The following is a 15,092-nucleotide window of genomic DNA, read 5'->3' on the forward strand; positions in this document are numbered from 1 at the left end:
ATTCGCTGCCAGCCTTCCGTTTGTTTCGGAAGGCCGGCGCTGCGTCACTTCCCGCCCAGTACGCCACTCACGCCGACGTAGCCGCCGGTGCCTTCGCGGTTGGACGAGAAGCCGCCCTCCAGGCTCCAGCGTCCGTTGTCGGCGGTACGCCGCAGGCTGACGCCGACAGCGCCTTCACCCTTGTAGGCTCCGAAACCTGCGTAGTAGGTCGTCGCCCCGGCCACGTAAGGCGCCTGCCGCATCGACATTGCGGTCGCGATGCCGGCGTTGAGGTCACGCTCGAGCCCGTCGATCCGCTGGCCCAGGTCCCACACATCCCCGTGGATCTGGCTGAACCGCTGGTCGGTGTAGTTGTTCGCGGTAACGACCGCATGGTCCACTCCGGCACTGAGCTGGTTGACGTTGACGGCGTCGTTGCCGGCCACGCCCGGAGCGACCCCACTGATGGTGCGGTTGCCGACGTTGACCTCGCCCGACGAGTTGCTGGTGCCCACGTAGGCCGCGTCGTAACCGGACTGGGCGCCCACGGTCGTCGCCGACCCTTGGCCCAGCGCCACGCTGTTGTCGTGCGTGGCCTTTGCGCCTTGGCCGACCGCGGTGCTGTTGGAACCGGCGGCCACGGCCTGGTTACCCAGCGCGGTGCTGTTGTCACCGCTGGCGTCCGCGCCGCTGCCGCCGGCCGCAGAGTTGGCTCCGGTCGGGGTCGGCGGGACGATCGGGGCTTCCTGGCTGACCTGGAACGGACCGGTCGCACCCTCCTCCAGGTTTGTCACTCGGCTGCTGTTGTCGACGATGCTGGAGGCCAGGTCGTTGAGCTGTCCCACGTTGGCCGCATCGGTGTCAGCCACACCCGCCGCGACGTTGCCGATGACCTGGCCGCCGGCATCAACGCCATCGGTGGTCACACTCGGGCCACCCTCGATCACCAAGCCCGTATCGCCCAGGTGCACGTCGTCGCCCACGTGCACGCCGTCGGTATCGACCACGGTGTCGCCGGCAGTGAGGCTGTCGACGTCCAGGTCACGGTTGAGGGTGATCTCGATCTGGCCGCGGTTGTCCGCGCCGGTCTGGGCTACGGTGATGTTCTGGTCGCCGGTGAAGTTCACCGTGCCGTTGGGGCCGATGTTGGCGTCATTGCCGTTGGCATCGGTCGCCGTCCAGCCCGCATTGGCGGCCTCGTTCGCCGATCGGATCGCATCGTCAATATTGTCGTGACCGGTGCCACCGATGTCGCTGGTGGTGATGGTGCCGTCCGGGTTGAGCCCGGCGTTGCCACCAATCACGTTCACGATCGACTGACCCATGCCGTGGAGCTGGCTGCCGTTGATCGCATCCGTGCTGGTGGCACTGACATCACCCGCCGCCACGTTGGTGATTACCAACGTGCCCGCGTCGATACCGCTCATTGTCACGCTTGGCCCGCCATTGATCACCAGGCCGGTGTTGCCGAGGTGCACGTCGCCGCCGACCGCAACGCCGGAGGTGTCGATAGCGGTATCGCCAACGGTGACGCTGTCCACGTCGACATCACGGTTAAGGGTGACGGCGATCACGCCGTCCTGGTCATCGCCTGTCTGGGCGACGGTGATGTTCTGGTCACCCTGGAAGTCCACCGAACCGTTTGGCCCGATATTGACCTGATCGACGCCCGCGCCGGTCAAATTCCACCCCGCGGTGGCCGTCTGGTTTACCAGAACAAGTTGCTCCTCGGTCGCCGCACGACCGGAACCATCGGCGAACCCCGGATAGTTGATTGTCTGGTTCTGCAGGCCACTGATCGTACCGGCGTTACCGCTGATCAGGATCGGACTGGCGCCACCCACCACGATGGCACCGCCGCCGATGGTGGTCGTGCCCGCTGCGTCGGTCACCGCGACGGAGCCCGCACCCACAACGGTGCTGTTGCCGTCGGCGTTTTCCACCGTGGTTCCGTCGGCGGCGAGTGTGGTCACGTTGCCTTCGTCGTCACTTACCGAAGCACCCTCCACCGTCAGGCTCGCCATTTTGCCGGCGCCATCATCCACCGCCAGACCGTCGTTGTTCACCACCGTATCGCCGGTGGTCAGGCTGCCGTTCGCGCCCAGGTCGATGTTCTCGGCCAGGTCGAAGGTGACGTCGTTGCTGTCGTCGGCCTTGGTGATGACGATGTTGCCGTCGGCGTTGTTCAGGTCGACCGAATTGCCAGTCGGGCTGTTGACGCCCACGTTGGTGGCGTTTGCGCCCTGCGCGCTGACATTCCAGCCCGCATTGGCCACGTCGCTGACCTGCTTCAGCTGGTCTTCCGTAGCCGCCTGGCCGCTGGTGTAGTTGTTCGGGTCGAACGTGGTGTTGGTCAGCCCGCCGACGGTGCCGGCGTCGCCGTTGATCACGATCGGGTTGGCCCCGCCCACCGAGATTTCGTTGCCGCCGATCGTCGTCGTGCCGGCATCGTCGGTGACTGCAATCGTGCCGGCACCCACCACCGTCTCGTTGTCGCCATCAACCACTGCCAGACCGTCGGCATTCAGCGTGCTGCCATCGGCACCGTCGCCGATCGCGAGGCTGCCGTCTTCCGTCAGCGCGATGTTGTCGGCCAGTTCGATCACCAGACCGTCTTCGTCCGCATTTCGCGTCACGCCGATGTTGCCTTCGGACAAGGTGCCCGTCGCACCGCCGGTGATCGAGAGCTGCTCCCCCAAGTCGCGATGCACGACCCGGCCATCGTCGCCCACGAAGTCCAGACCCGCCGCGGTCAGGTCGTTGTTGACCTGGCCCAGCTGCTCCTGCGTGGCTGCAATGCCTCCGGTGTAGGGGGCATTGGGGTCGAACGTGGTGTTGGTCAGCCCGCCGATGGTGCCGGCGTCGCCGTTGATCACGATCGGGTTGGCCCCGCCCACCGAGATCTCGTTGCCGCCGATCGTCGTCGTGCCGTCAGTGTCGGTCACTGCAATCGTGCCGGCACCCACGGTAGTGCTGTTGCCTACGCCGTCGTCCACCGCCAGACCGTCGTTGTTCACCACCGTATCGCCGGTGGTCAGGCTGCCGTTCGCGCCCAGGTCGATGTTCTCGGCCAGGTCGAAGGTGACGTCGTTGCTGTCGTCGGCCTTGGTGATGACGATGTTGCCGTCGGCGTTGTTCAGGTCGACCGAATTGCCAGTCGGGCTGTTGACGCCCACGTTGGTGGCGTTTGCGCCCTGCGCGCTGACATTCCAGCCCGCATTGGCCACGTCGCTGACCTGCTTGAGCTGGTCTTCCGTGGCTGCCTGGCCGCTGGTGTAGTTGTTCGGGTCGAACGTGGTGTTGGTCAGCCCGCCGACGGTGCCGGCGTCGCCGTTGATCACGATCGGGTTGGCCCCGCCCACCGAGATTTCGTTGCCGCCGATCGTCGTCGTGCCGGCTGCGTCGGTCACTGCAATCGTGCCGGCACCCACCACCGTCTCGTTGTCGCCATCAACCACTGCCAGACCGTCGGCATCCAGCGTGCTGCCATCGGCACCGTCGCCGATCGCGAGGCTGCCGTCTTCCGTCAGCGCGATGTTGTCGGCCAGTTCGATCACCAGACCGTCTTCATCCGCATTTCGCGTCACGCCGATGTTGCCTTCGGACAAGGTGCCCGTCGCACCGCCGGTGATCGAGAGCTGCTCCCCCAAGTCGCGATGCACGACCCGGCCATCGTCGCCCACGAAGTCCAGACCCGCCGCGGTCAGGTCGTTGTTGACCTGGCCCAGCTGCTCCTGCGTGGCTGCAATGCCTCCGGTGTAGGGGGCATTGGGGTCGAACGTGGTGTTGGTCAGCCCGCCGATGGTGCCGGCGTCGCCGTTGATCACGATCGGGTTGGCCCCACCCACCGAGATCTCGTTGCCACCGATCGTCGTTGTGCCGGCAGCGTCGGTCACCGCAATCGCACCGGCACCCACGGTAGTGCTGTTGCCTACGCCGTCGTCCACCGCCAGACCGTCGTTGTTCACCACGGTGTCGCCGGTGGTCAGACTACCGTTCGCCCCCAAGTCGATGTTCTCGGCCAGGTCGAAGGTGAGGTCGGTGCCGTCGCGCGCGATGATGATATTGCTGTCGGTGTTGCTGAAGTCGACCGAACCGCCTGGTGCTACGTTGGCGCCCGTCACCTCGCCGTTTGCCGCTACCGCCCAGCCTTGCGCGGCGTACTCGATCGCGTCATGCACCGTGCCCTTTCCGGTGCCCCCGACATTACTCATTGTGACCTGATGCGTGTTGGGATCGTATACGGCGTTGCCGCCCAGCACGTCGGCAATCGAGTCGCCTGCGGCATCCAGGTCATCGGCCAGCGATTCCAGCGCCATGTTGGTGCCGTGCAGCTGGCTGCCGTTGATACCGTCGGTGCTGGTGGCGCTGATGCGGCCCGCTGCAAGGTTGGTGAGAGTGCGCTCGGCACCCGCGGCGCCGACACTGACGGTCGCCACCGGGCTGGTGCCGGCGAAGTTGTAGGTGTTTTTGTCGACCGAAATGCTGGCGGTACCGATGGGCGCTGCGGTGATGGCACCGCTGCCAAGCGCGACCGAGCCGGCATGCGACGCCTGCGCGCCCTGGCCGAATGCGGACGCGTTCCGGGCCGAGGCGCGTGCGCCGGATCCGACCGCGAGCGCATTTTCCGCCTCGGCCGTGGCGTCCTGACCGAACGCGGCCGCATTTTCCGCGCTGGCGCGTGCGCTGGAACCTATTGCCAACGCATCTTCTGCGGAGGCCTCGGCAGCGTCGCCAATGGCGGTAGCCGATTCATCGGTTGCGCGGGCCTCCACGCCAATCGCCAACGCATGGTAGTTGTCCGCCAGCGTGCTCTGGCCGATGGCGACGCCGCCCATGTTGCGGCGCGGCTGCAGGTTTGCAGGGTCGTTGAAACCGGACACCGCGCCCGTGCCCATGGCGATGCCGTCATTGGCCCAGCCGGTGGCGCCGGTTCCAGTGGCAATGGCGTTGACGCCGCTAGCCCTTGCGTCGGTTCCACTGGCCTGCGCACTTGCCGCGCTCGCGCTGGCGCGGGTACCCAACGCCGTGGCGTCACTCGCCGTCGAATGCGCGCCGCTGCCCTGGGCAATGCCCCGGGGTGCATTCACCAAGGAGTCCTTGCCGATGACAATGCCTTCGACCGCGGTCGAGGACGATTGGGTGCCGATGACGATCGAGTTATCGACTGCCGGGCCACTGGCCTGGCGGTTGGTATAGGAATCCCGACCGATCACGATCGAATTCTGGTCACGGCTCTCCACGCGCGTGCCGATGGCGATGCCACTTTCACCGAGTGCCTCGGACTGCGAGTTGCCGATGGTGGTCGAGTTCTTGCCCAGGCCCTTGATGTTGTGGCCCAGCACCACCGCGGAATCGCCTTCGGCGCCAGCCTGATGGCCGATGGCGATCGAGTCGCGGTTCTTGGTCGTTGCGTCCGGGCCGATCGCGACCGAGTCGACGGCGGCAGCATCGGCGCCGTTGTTGTTCTTGTTGCCCTTGTCGATGCCGCCGTCATTGATGCTGACGTAGTTCAGCATGTTCTGGTCGATCTGGTCCTGGAGATTGGCGATGACCCCGCCGGCAAAGTCGATGTCGCTCAGATCGATGCCCGACACGGCCTGCTTCAACTGGCGGACGTTGACTGCATCGGTGTCATTCGCACCGTCTTCCACATTGACGATTCGGCGCGTGAACGAGGCGCCGCTCTGGCTGCTGCCGACGGAAACGGCACTGCCGTTGAACGTCCGGTTGGTAAACTCACTGCTCCCCGACACGTCGCTCTGGGTCGCCCACGAGTTGAGACCCAAGGCGACGAAATTGCTGTCCGCGTGGGCGTTGGGGCCAATCGCCGTTCCTGTCCCAAGCGCCGTGGTCTGCCGCCCCAGCGCGACGCCGGTGTTGCCGGCAGAGGCGTTGAAGCCGACTGCCACGCCTTCGGTCTCCGCTCGGGCTGACTGACCAATGCCGACGGCGCGATTCGAAGTTACCCCGCTGTTCGCGTCCAGGCCGATGCTGACGTTCTGCTCACCGGCAATGCCCACACCCGCGCCACGCCCCATGGCCACGTTGTCGTCGCCATCCACGTTGCTGCCGGCGCCATCGCCCATTGCCACGTTGAACTGGCCGGCCACGTTCTGGCCGGACTGGTTGCCGATCGCGATGTTGTGGGATTGATCGCCAGGCAGGACCTGGCCGGTGCCCTGCCCCGCGGCATTACCGATCGAAATGTTGTTGGTCGCTGCTGCCACCGCATCCTGGCCCAGCGCCACTCCTCCGGCACCGCCCGCTGCTGCTCGTGCGCCCAGCGCCGTGGCATTGGCACCGCCAGCGTTGGCGTTGTCACCGAGTGCCACCGAGCTGTTGCCCGTTGCCTCACTGTCACGGCCGATGGCAATTGCGGCTTCGCCTCCGGTCAGCTCACCCCCAGCTGTCGCACCCTGCCCGATCGCGATGGCACTTTCAGCGCTTGCGGTGGTGGCCGCACCGTCACCGGCTGCGAAGCTGCTGACGCCTTCCGCCACGGTGTTGGGCCCGATGGCGATGGACTCATCGCCCATGGCCTGGGAGTCAGGCTGTGCCGAACGGGCGCGGAAATAGCGGACGCCACCGGCACCTTCTTCGATGAACAGGTCGAAGATCTGCTTGCCGGAGACCGCGTCGCTGCTGGTCGCCGTAAGGGCGCCCTCGGCGAGGCCGGTAATCCGCAAGCCACCGGCGTCAATCCCTGAGGCGGTGACGCTGGGACCGCCGCTGCTGAAGGTCAGTCCGCCATTATCGAGGGTCGCATTGCCTGCCGTGATGCTTGTTACCGTCAGATTCTCGTCGAGCGTGACGGTCACCTTGCCGTCGTCGTTAACGCCGGTGAGCGCCACGCTGATATTGCCGTCGCCCTGGAAAGTCACGGTGCCACCGGAGCCGATATCGGTAGTAGTGGCTCCGTCGCTGATGATCCAGCCTGCTGCATCGGCAGCAATCTGCGCGGCAGCCGCAGCAGCCGCCGCGTTGGTCGCCGTGGACTGCGCGACCGAAGCTGCGGCGCTGACGGTGCTGAGCTGGCCGAAGTTCACCGCGTGGTCGCTGGCGGTGCCACTGGCCACGCCGGTGATCACCTTGCCGCCGGCATCGATGCCCGCGGCGGTCACGCTGGGGCCTGCACTGATGGTGAGGCCGGCGTTGTCAAGCACGACATTGCTGCCGATCGCCACGCCGGTGTTGTCCACCCGTGTGTCGCCGATCGTGACACTGCCATCGGCACCGAGATCAATATCGTCGCCGAGGGTGATCTCAATGACGCCGGCGTCATCGGCTCCCGACTGCGCGACATGGATGTTGCTGTCGCCTTGGAACGTCACCGTCCCACTATCACCGATCACGGCGCCGTTGCTGCCGTCGGTCACGGTCCAGCTCGGCGCATGCTGGGCAAATGCCGGCATGCCAGCCAACGCCGTCAGACCCAGCACTAATCCGATCGCCAACGCAAGCGCGCCGGGTCGCCGTCCACTTCCGGCGGTGCCGTCGTGCAACGTACCTGCACCGCCGCCGCCTTTGGCGAGCTCCGAAGCCACTACCATCCGGCCCAGCTTCCTGCTCCAAACTTTGCTATGGATCTTGTTCAATCTGAATTCCTCTCAGTGATTCGAAATAGGGATGCGAGAGCCCGCTGTACGACACGCTGCGCGATGCGTGGGATCGCCGCTGGCCCAACTGAAATGGGAGAGCGGGGCTACCTGGATAAACACCATTTGCGCTCGCCCTGCTTTCGTCACGGCGCGCACGAACACGCCCGCCCCGGCGAGCCGGAAGGCCCGCAGAATGTCTGGTAACTAGGGTCGGCTCGGCTGCGCGTGGAAACTACGCGCACTCAATGTCGCTGCAAAACGCAAACCCACCCGATTGGGGGCGCAGCATATAGACGGGCGTCACGAAAAACACTCGCGCTTCATTGCGAAACACGAAGCGTTGGATATAAAGCGAAAGCTTTTGAAATTAAACGAAAGGCGGTGCCGCTGGGCCCGCTAGCCCAACAGGACGTATCCCACGCCACGAACGTTTCGAAGGGGCAGCGACTCTCCTGCCGCGGCAGCCTCGGCTTTGCGACGGAGCCGGAACACCAGCATCTCCAGCCGTTCTTCTTCGAAATCGCTGATCTTCGCGGTTAGGCCCTCGATGATGCGCTTGCGCGGGACGACCTGCCCGGAGGCGTCGAGCAATATCCGTAACAGCTCGCGCTCGGCAATGGAGAGCTTGACGGTCGAATCGTCGGGCGTGAGCAAACGCCAGCGATCGAGGTCGAATGTCCACCCGCCAACACGGGGCAGCTGCGGAACGGTCGGCGTATTGACCGGCTCGGTGAATGCCCGGCGGGCGACGCTCCGCACCGTGGCCACAAGAACAGCGGGATCCACAGGTTTGGTCAGATATGCGTCCGCGCCCATTTCAAGGCCATGCACCTTATCAGCGGGCGCATGGCGGCCGGTCAGAAGAATCATTCCCGCGTGGGTCACACCGCGTAGATGACGCACGACGTTGAATCCGTTCTCGTCGGGAAGACCCACATCGACAACGAAAAAGTTGAATTGCTGGGTCAGCATGGCGCGGTACATCTCCAACGCGCTTCCCGCCGCGGCGACGTGGAACCCCGCTTGCGTCAGCGCCGGGACAATAACTTGTTCACGCAGCTCGAGGTCGTCCTCGACGACCATCACCCAGGGTTTGACTGAACTATCCATTCCTTGCTCCAGCCTCTCCCGGGGCGTTCGTGGGCGGGCGCACTATTCGTGGGCGGGCGCACTACGTTAACAGGCGCGATCGCGCCTAGTTACAAGATTAATGGGGGCGATGACCTCCCACTAGCGGCGCACGCGCGGCCGGACGACCGTGGATGCGGCACGACCGCGTTTGACCCCGATCAAGGCGCACCCCCGCGGCCGTCGATAGCCTGAGCGTCATGTCCAGCCCCCTCCAATTCGACGCGTCGCTGTTGCAGCGCTACGACCGGCCCGGTCCGCGGTACACCTCGTACCCGACCGCGCCGCAATTCTCCGCTGATTTCGGCGAGGAGGCGCTGCGCGACGCCATCCTGGCGAGCAATGGCGATCCGATCCCGCGCCGGCTGTCGTTGTACGTGCACGTGCCGTTCTGCATGAGCCCGTGCTTCTACTGCGGCTGCAACCGGATCATCACCCGCGACCTGGCGCGTGGGGAGACCTACCTGGTGCGCCTGTACCGCGAGATCGCGATGACGGCGGCGATGTTCGACCGCGACCGCGAGGTCATCCAGCTGCACTTCGGCGGTGGCACGCCGAACTTCCTCTCGCCGGCGCAGCTGGGCGAGGTGGTGGACTCGCTGCGCAGCCATTTCCATTTTTCCGACTCGCCCAAGCGCGACCTCTCGATCGAGCTGGACCCGCGCTTCGTCAAACCCGCCGACATCGCCGAACTGGCCGCGATCGGCTTCAACCGCGCCAGCCTGGGCGTGCAGGACTTCGACCCGGCCGTGCAGCAGGCCGTCAACCGGATCCAGTCGGTCGAGGAGACCGTCGCGATCATCGATGCCTGTCGTCAGAGTGGCATGCGCTCGGTCAACGTGGATTTGATCTACGGCCTGCCCAAGCAGTCGCTCGAAGGCTTCTCCAAAACGCTGGACACGGTCATCAAGGTGCGTCCGGACCGGCTGGCGGTGTACAGCTACGCCCACCTGCCCGACCTGTTCAAGGCCCAGGGCCAGATCAACGCCGAGGACCTGCCTTCGCCGGAGGTCAAGCTGGGGCTGTTGCAACTGGCCATCGAGAAACTCACCGACGCCGGCTATTCCTATGTCGGCATGGACCATTTCGCCCTGCCCGAGGATGACCTGGCGACCGCGCAGGACCGTGGCGGGCTGCACCGCAACTTCATGGGCTACACCACCCATTCCGATACCGACCTGATCGGCCTGGGCGTCAGCGCCATCAGCCATATCGGCGACAGCTTCAGCCAGAACCCGCGCGACCTGCCGAGCTGGCAGATCGCCTTGGACGAGGGCCGGCTGCCGGTGTTCCGCGGCATGCGCCTGAGCGAGGACGACCAGCTGCGCGCCGACGTCATCCAGCGCCTGATGTGCCAGGGCGAGATCCCCATCGACGCGCTGGAACGGCGCTACCTGATCGACTTCCACGACTACTTCGCCGACGCGATCGCCCAGCTGGAGCCACTGGTCGCCGACGGGCTGGTCAAGGTGGAGCCGTCCCGCATCACCGCAACGTCGCGCGGACGCCTGTTGCTGCGTAACATAGCGATGTGCTTCGACCACTACCTGACCCAACCGACCGCCTCGCCCCGCTTCTCCCGCGCCATCTAGACGCGGCGTGGAGGCGCGCGTGAGCCCGACCGCGTTCCCGCGCCAGGACGCGAGCACGATGGCGGACGACGGCGATGAGCTGACGTTCTGCTCGACCTGCGCGTTCTCCCAGGCCTGTCTGGCCGAGGGCATGGACAAGCGCTCGCTGATGGACCTGCACGTGCTCGTCGAGCACGTCGGTCCCTTCCACGCCGGCGAGCACATCTTCCGCGAGGGCGACCCGTTCGAGGCGATCGCCGCGGTCCGCGCCGGCACGGTCAAGACGTACATGATCGACCGCGACGGCCGCGAGCACGTGCTGGGTTTCCACCTGCCCGGCGAGGTCATCGGCCTGGACGCGATCGACGGCGAGACCTACCCGTGCAACGCGGTCGCGCTGGATACGGCGATGCTGTGCCGGTTCTCGTTCCCGAAGATCGCGGTGCTGGCGACCAAACTGCCGGGACTGCAGCGCCACCTGTTCCGGCTGCTGAGCCGCGACATCGGCCGCGCCGCGCTGCTGGCCGGCGACTGGTCGGCCGACCAGCGTATGGCGGCGTTCCTGATCGGCCTGTCGCGGCGGCTGGCGGCGCGTGGCTTCTCGTCGCACCGCTTCCAGTTGACGATGGCGCGCACCGACATCGCCAACTACCTGCGCCTGGCACCCGAAACGGTCAGCCGCGTGCTGCGCCGCTTCCAGAAGGACGGCCTGCTGATGGTCGATCGCCGCGAAGTGGAACTGCTGGACCGCGACCAGTTGGCCGCGCTCGCCGACCCGATCCTGCACCGCTGAGGCACCGCCTCCGCGCGTGCGTTTTCCCGAAGGGGATCACGCAACGCGACTGAACCACGCACGCCGGTCGCACTATGCGAGCGGCGGGGTTGCGCCTGCGGCGACCGTACGGCACGGTTGGGCGCGGGAAGAAAGGACGCTGTGCCCGAACTCCCGATCCACGCGCGGTTTTCAATCCGCTGCAACGGGCGTCCGGCCTTGCTGGACGTGAGCGGGAGGCGAGCGCGCGTGGATCGCGGGTTGGGTGCTTGATCCAGGTCAACGAGACCTGAACTCCGACTGGCCACTATGACGGCCATTATCCGGGAGAAGCATCGATGGAACCAAAGAGCGTGCAGATAACGAGGCGACTATGGCTGGGCCTGGGGGCCCTGCTCATCGTCAGTTTCGGAATCATGTTGTGGATCGGCAAGGACCTGTACCAGACGGCGCCGCCGATGCCCGAGCAGGTGGTCACCGACAGTGGCGAGGTGCTCTACACCAGGGCTGACATCGAGGCCGGACGACGCGTCTGGCAGGAGATGGGCGGTCAGCAGAGCGGCTCGATCTGGGGCCACGGGGCCCTCGTCGCTCCCGACTGGTCGGCCGAGTGGCTGCACAAGGAAGTCGTGGCGATGCTCGACATCCGTTCGCGGATCGAGTTCGGCATGCCCTACGAGCAGCTCAACGAGAGCGAGCAGGCCAAGCTGCACGCGGAGATCAAGCCCGAGATCCGGGCCAACACCTACGATCCCCAGACCGGCTCCATCGTGGTCAGCGACGAGCGCGCGCAGGCGATCTCGCAGGTCGCCGCCCACTACATGAGCGTGTTCTCCAACGATCCGGCCACGCAGGAACTGCGCGAGGCCTACGCGATCCGCGAGAACCCGGTGCCCGACGAGAACAGCCGCCGCCTGATGACCGGCTTCTTCTTCTGGGCCTCGTGGGCGACCGTCACCAACCGCCCGGACGACGTCAAGTCCTACACCAACAACTTCCCGCACGAACCGCTGGTGGGCAACGTGCCCACGTCCAGCAGCTTCATGTGGTCGATGTTCTCGATCCTGTTCATGATCGCCGGCATCGGCTTGCTGTCGTGGCACTACGCCGCGTATCACGGCAAGGAAAAGCCGCTGGCGCCGCCGTCCCAGGATCCCGCGCGGGCGATCGTGGTGACCCCGTCAATGCGCGCCACCGCCAAGTATTTCTGGCTGGTGATGGCCCTGTTCCTGGTGCAGATCCTGATGGGCGCGACCACCGCGCACTACCAGGTCGAAGGCCAGGAGGCCTACGGGTTCGCCCTCTCCGAGTGGCTGCCGTATGCGGTCACCCGCAGCTGGCACACGCAGCTGGCGATCCTGTGGATTGCGACCGCGTGGCTGGCCACCGGCCTGTACCTGGGGCCGGCGATTTCCGGGCATGAGCCGAAATACCAGAAATTCGGCGTCAACTTCCTCTTCATCAGCCTGATCATCATTGTCGTGGGCGCGTTTGCCGGCCAGTGGATGGCGGTGATGGGCAAGCTGGGCAAGATCCCGAACTTCTGGTTCGGCCACCAGGGCTGGGAATACGTCGACATCGGTCGCTTCTGGCAGATCTACCTGTTCATCGGCCTGATGCTGTGGCTGACCCTGGTCGGTCGCGCCCTGTGGCCGGCGATGCGGGCCAAGAACCAGACGTCCTCGATCGCGGGCCTGCTGTTCCTGTCTACCGTGGCCATCGGCATCCTCTACGCCGCCGGCCTGATGTGGAAGGAGAACACCCACATCTCGATCGTCACCTACTGGAAGTTCTGGATCGTCCACCTGTGGGTGGAGGGCTTCTTCGAGGTGTTCGCTGTCGCGGTGATCAGCTTCATCTTCGTCAAGCTCGGCCTGGTGCGCGGGCGCTCGGCGACGATCAACGTGCTGTTCGCGACCATTGTGTTCATGGCCGGCGGCGTCCTGGGCATGTTCCACCACCTGTACTTCGCCGGTGTCACCACCGGGGTGATCGCGCTGGGTGCGAGCATTTCCGCGCTGGAGGTGGTCCCACTGGCCTTGATCGGCCTGGAGGCGCACGAGACCTGGAAGAGCAGCCGCGCCACGCCATGGATGCAGCAGTACAAGTGGCCGATCATGTTCTTCCTGGCGGTCAGCTTCTGGAACCTGATCGGTGCGGGCCTGCTGGGCTTCCTGATCAACACCCCGCTGGCGCTGTTCTACATGCAGGGCACCAACCTGACCGCCGCCCACGGCCATACCGCGCTGTTCGGCGTGTACGGCATGCTCGGCATCGGCCTGATGCTGTACTGCCTGCGTGGCCTCAAGCCGGATCTGGTCTGGCGTGAGGGCCTGCTGCGCAGCGGCTTCTGGGCGCTCAACATCGGCCTGCTGCTGATGATGACCCTGACCCTGCTGCCGATGGGCGTGCTGCAGCTGGAAGCCAACCTGGAGAACGGCTACTGGTACGCACGTTCGGCCGAGTTCATGACCCGTCCGATCATCGACGTGCTGGTCTGGCTGCGGGTGCCGGGCGATACGGTGTTCGCCGCCGGTGCCTTCATGATCGCCCTGTTCGTGCTCTCGCTGTGGCTGGGGCCACGGCGGGCACGCGAGCCGGTCGCCGGCGTGCTGGAGACCGAGTCGAGCCTCTGACCCGGCCCGACTGCTGACAAGGGAAGGGGCGGCTCAGGCCGCCCCTTTTTCATGCGCGTGGTTTCATGCGCCTGCCTGTATCTGCACGCTCATGCAAGCGCGCTCATGCACGCCGTCCGGCTGACCCAGGTCAATAACGCCAGCACCCATCAAAGGCACACTGACACCCATGGACAATCATCCCGAACCCAGGCCCGCTGCGCTCTCGCCGGGCCGGCTAGCCACCGCACCGCACCGCCTGCTGTTCTTCATCGGCTCGATGAACCTGCTGATCGCCATGGCGTGGTGGGCGGCCTGGCTGGTGGGTGCCCGTTGGCCCGATCTGGCCATACCGCAGGCACCGCTGCATACCGGCTGGGTGCACGCCTTCGTGATGCAGTACCAGGTGCTGCCGAGCTTCTTCTTCGGCTTCCTGCTGACCACCTTCCCGAAATGGCTGGGCCTGCCGGACATCGACCGCTGGCGCTACGTGCCGGTCGGGTTGGGGATCTTTGGCGGCCAGATCGCGACCCTGCTGGGTGCGCTGGGCTGGGAGGCCGGAATCATCGTCGGGGTCCTGATGACCGCCGCGGGCTGGCTCGCCGGCCTGACGGTAATGGCGCCGCTGCTGTGGCGCGAGAGCGGCACCACCTGGCATGCGCGTTCGTGCTTCGCCGCGCTGTGTCTGGGCTTCCTCGGCGTGCTGGCGTGGGGTGCTTACGTCCTGGGCGCCTCGCCGGTCTGGGTGTTCGCCAGCATCAAGATCGGCAGCTTCGGGCTGCTGCTGCCGGTGTATTTCACCGTGGCCCACCGGATGTTCCCGTTCTTCGCCAGCCGCGTGGTGCCCGGCTACCAGCCGTGGCGGCCGATGTGGCTGCTGGCGGCGGCCTGGCCGCTGTTTATCGGTCATCTGCTGCTGGAGCTGTTTCATTTCTACGGCTGGCTGTGGCTGGTCGACCTGCCCCTGCTGGCGCTGACGGCGACGATGGTGTGGCGCTGGTGGCCACGCGGAAAGAATCCGGGCCTGCTGTCGGTGCTGTTTGTCGGCCTGTCGTGGTTGCCGCTGGCATTCGCGCTGTATTCGGCGCAAAGCATCAGCTATGTCCTGACCGGCGTGTACTGGCTCGGTCGCGGCCCGGCGCATGCGCTGTTCATCGGCTTCTTCGGCAGCATCCTCATCGCGATGGTCACCCGGGTCACCGAGGGTCACGCCGGCCGGCCACTGACCATGTACCCCGTGGCCTGGTTCGCCTTCGTCGCGATCCAGCTGGTGGCGGTGATCCGCGTGGCGGCAGAGGTGTTTCCCGACAGCACGGCGTGGCAGGCGGTCGCTGCGGTGGGCTGGCTGGTCGCCTTCCTGCCCTGGGTCGCGCATGTTGGGCGGATCTACCTGGCCCCGCGCTCCGACGGCCGTCCGGGCTGAGTC

Annotated in this window: 6 protein-coding genes; 4 read left to right on the forward strand and 2 right to left on the reverse strand. The window is 65.9% G+C overall.

Going from position 1 to position 15,092, the window contains the following annotated elements:
• Positions 1-44: 44 nt before the first annotated feature.
• Positions 45-7,394 carry a hypothetical protein gene (locus INQ40_RS10995; protein WP_228482005.1) on the reverse strand — a complete coding sequence of 2,450 codons (7,350 nt, stop codon included), beginning with the start codon at positions 7,392-7,394 and terminating at the stop codon, positions 45-47.
• Between the two features lie 582 nt (positions 7,395-7,976).
• A complete protein-coding gene (locus INQ40_RS11000) occupies positions 7,977-8,690 on the reverse strand; it encodes a response regulator transcription factor (protein ID WP_194340464.1) in 714 nt (237 codons plus the stop codon).
• Positions 8,691-8,908: 218 nt separating this feature from the next.
• On the opposite strand from INQ40_RS11000, the gene hemN reads away from it, so the two are divergent.
• The 4 genes from hemN (at position 8,909) to INQ40_RS11020 (ending at position 15,089) form a co-directional block, all read left to right on the forward strand.
• Positions 8,909-10,300, forward strand: a complete 1,392-nt coding sequence (gene hemN, locus INQ40_RS11005; RefSeq protein ID WP_194340465.1) for an oxygen-independent coproporphyrinogen III oxidase — start codon at positions 8,909-8,911, stop codon at positions 10,298-10,300.
• 58 nt (positions 10,301-10,358) lie between these two features.
• On the forward strand, positions 10,359-11,072 hold the full coding sequence (locus INQ40_RS11010) for a helix-turn-helix domain-containing protein (RefSeq protein WP_194342538.1): 714 nt from the start codon (positions 10,359-10,361) through the stop codon (positions 11,070-11,072).
• A gap of 317 nt (positions 11,073-11,389) precedes the next feature.
• Entirely contained in the window at positions 11,390-13,687 is a 2,298-nt protein-coding gene (locus tag INQ40_RS11015) for a nitric-oxide reductase large subunit (RefSeq protein ID WP_228482006.1), read from the forward strand.
• A 169-nt stretch (positions 13,688-13,856) separates the two neighbouring features.
• A complete protein-coding gene (locus INQ40_RS11020; protein ID WP_194340466.1) occupies positions 13,857-15,089 on the forward strand; it encodes an NnrS family protein in 1,233 nt (410 codons plus the stop codon).
• Positions 15,090-15,092: the final 3 nt, after the last annotated feature.

The organism is Lysobacter sp. H21R4, from assembly GCF_015277535.1.
Classification (GTDB): Bacteria; Pseudomonadota; Gammaproteobacteria; order Xanthomonadales; family Xanthomonadaceae; genus Novilysobacter; species Novilysobacter ciconiae.

Coding starts and splice junctions, on each gene's coding strand:
- INQ40_RS10995 (WP_228482005.1), bottom strand. CDS start 7,394: ATGCCGGCATTTGCCCAGCATGCGCCGAGCTGGACCGTGACCGACGGC.
- INQ40_RS11015 (WP_228482006.1), top strand. CDS start 11,390: ATGGAACCAAAGAGCGTGCAGATAACGAGGCGACTATGGCTGGGCCTG.
- INQ40_RS11000 (WP_194340464.1), bottom strand. CDS start 8,690: ATGGATAGTTCAGTCAAACCCTGGGTGATGGTCGTCGAGGACGACCTC.
- INQ40_RS11020 (WP_194340466.1), top strand. CDS start 13,857: ATGGACAATCATCCCGAACCCAGGCCCGCTGCGCTCTCGCCGGGCCGG.
- INQ40_RS11010 (WP_194342538.1), top strand. CDS start 10,359: ATGGCGGACGACGGCGATGAGCTGACGTTCTGCTCGACCTGCGCGTTC.
- hemN (WP_194340465.1), top strand. CDS start 8,909: ATGTCCAGCCCCCTCCAATTCGACGCGTCGCTGTTGCAGCGCTACGAC.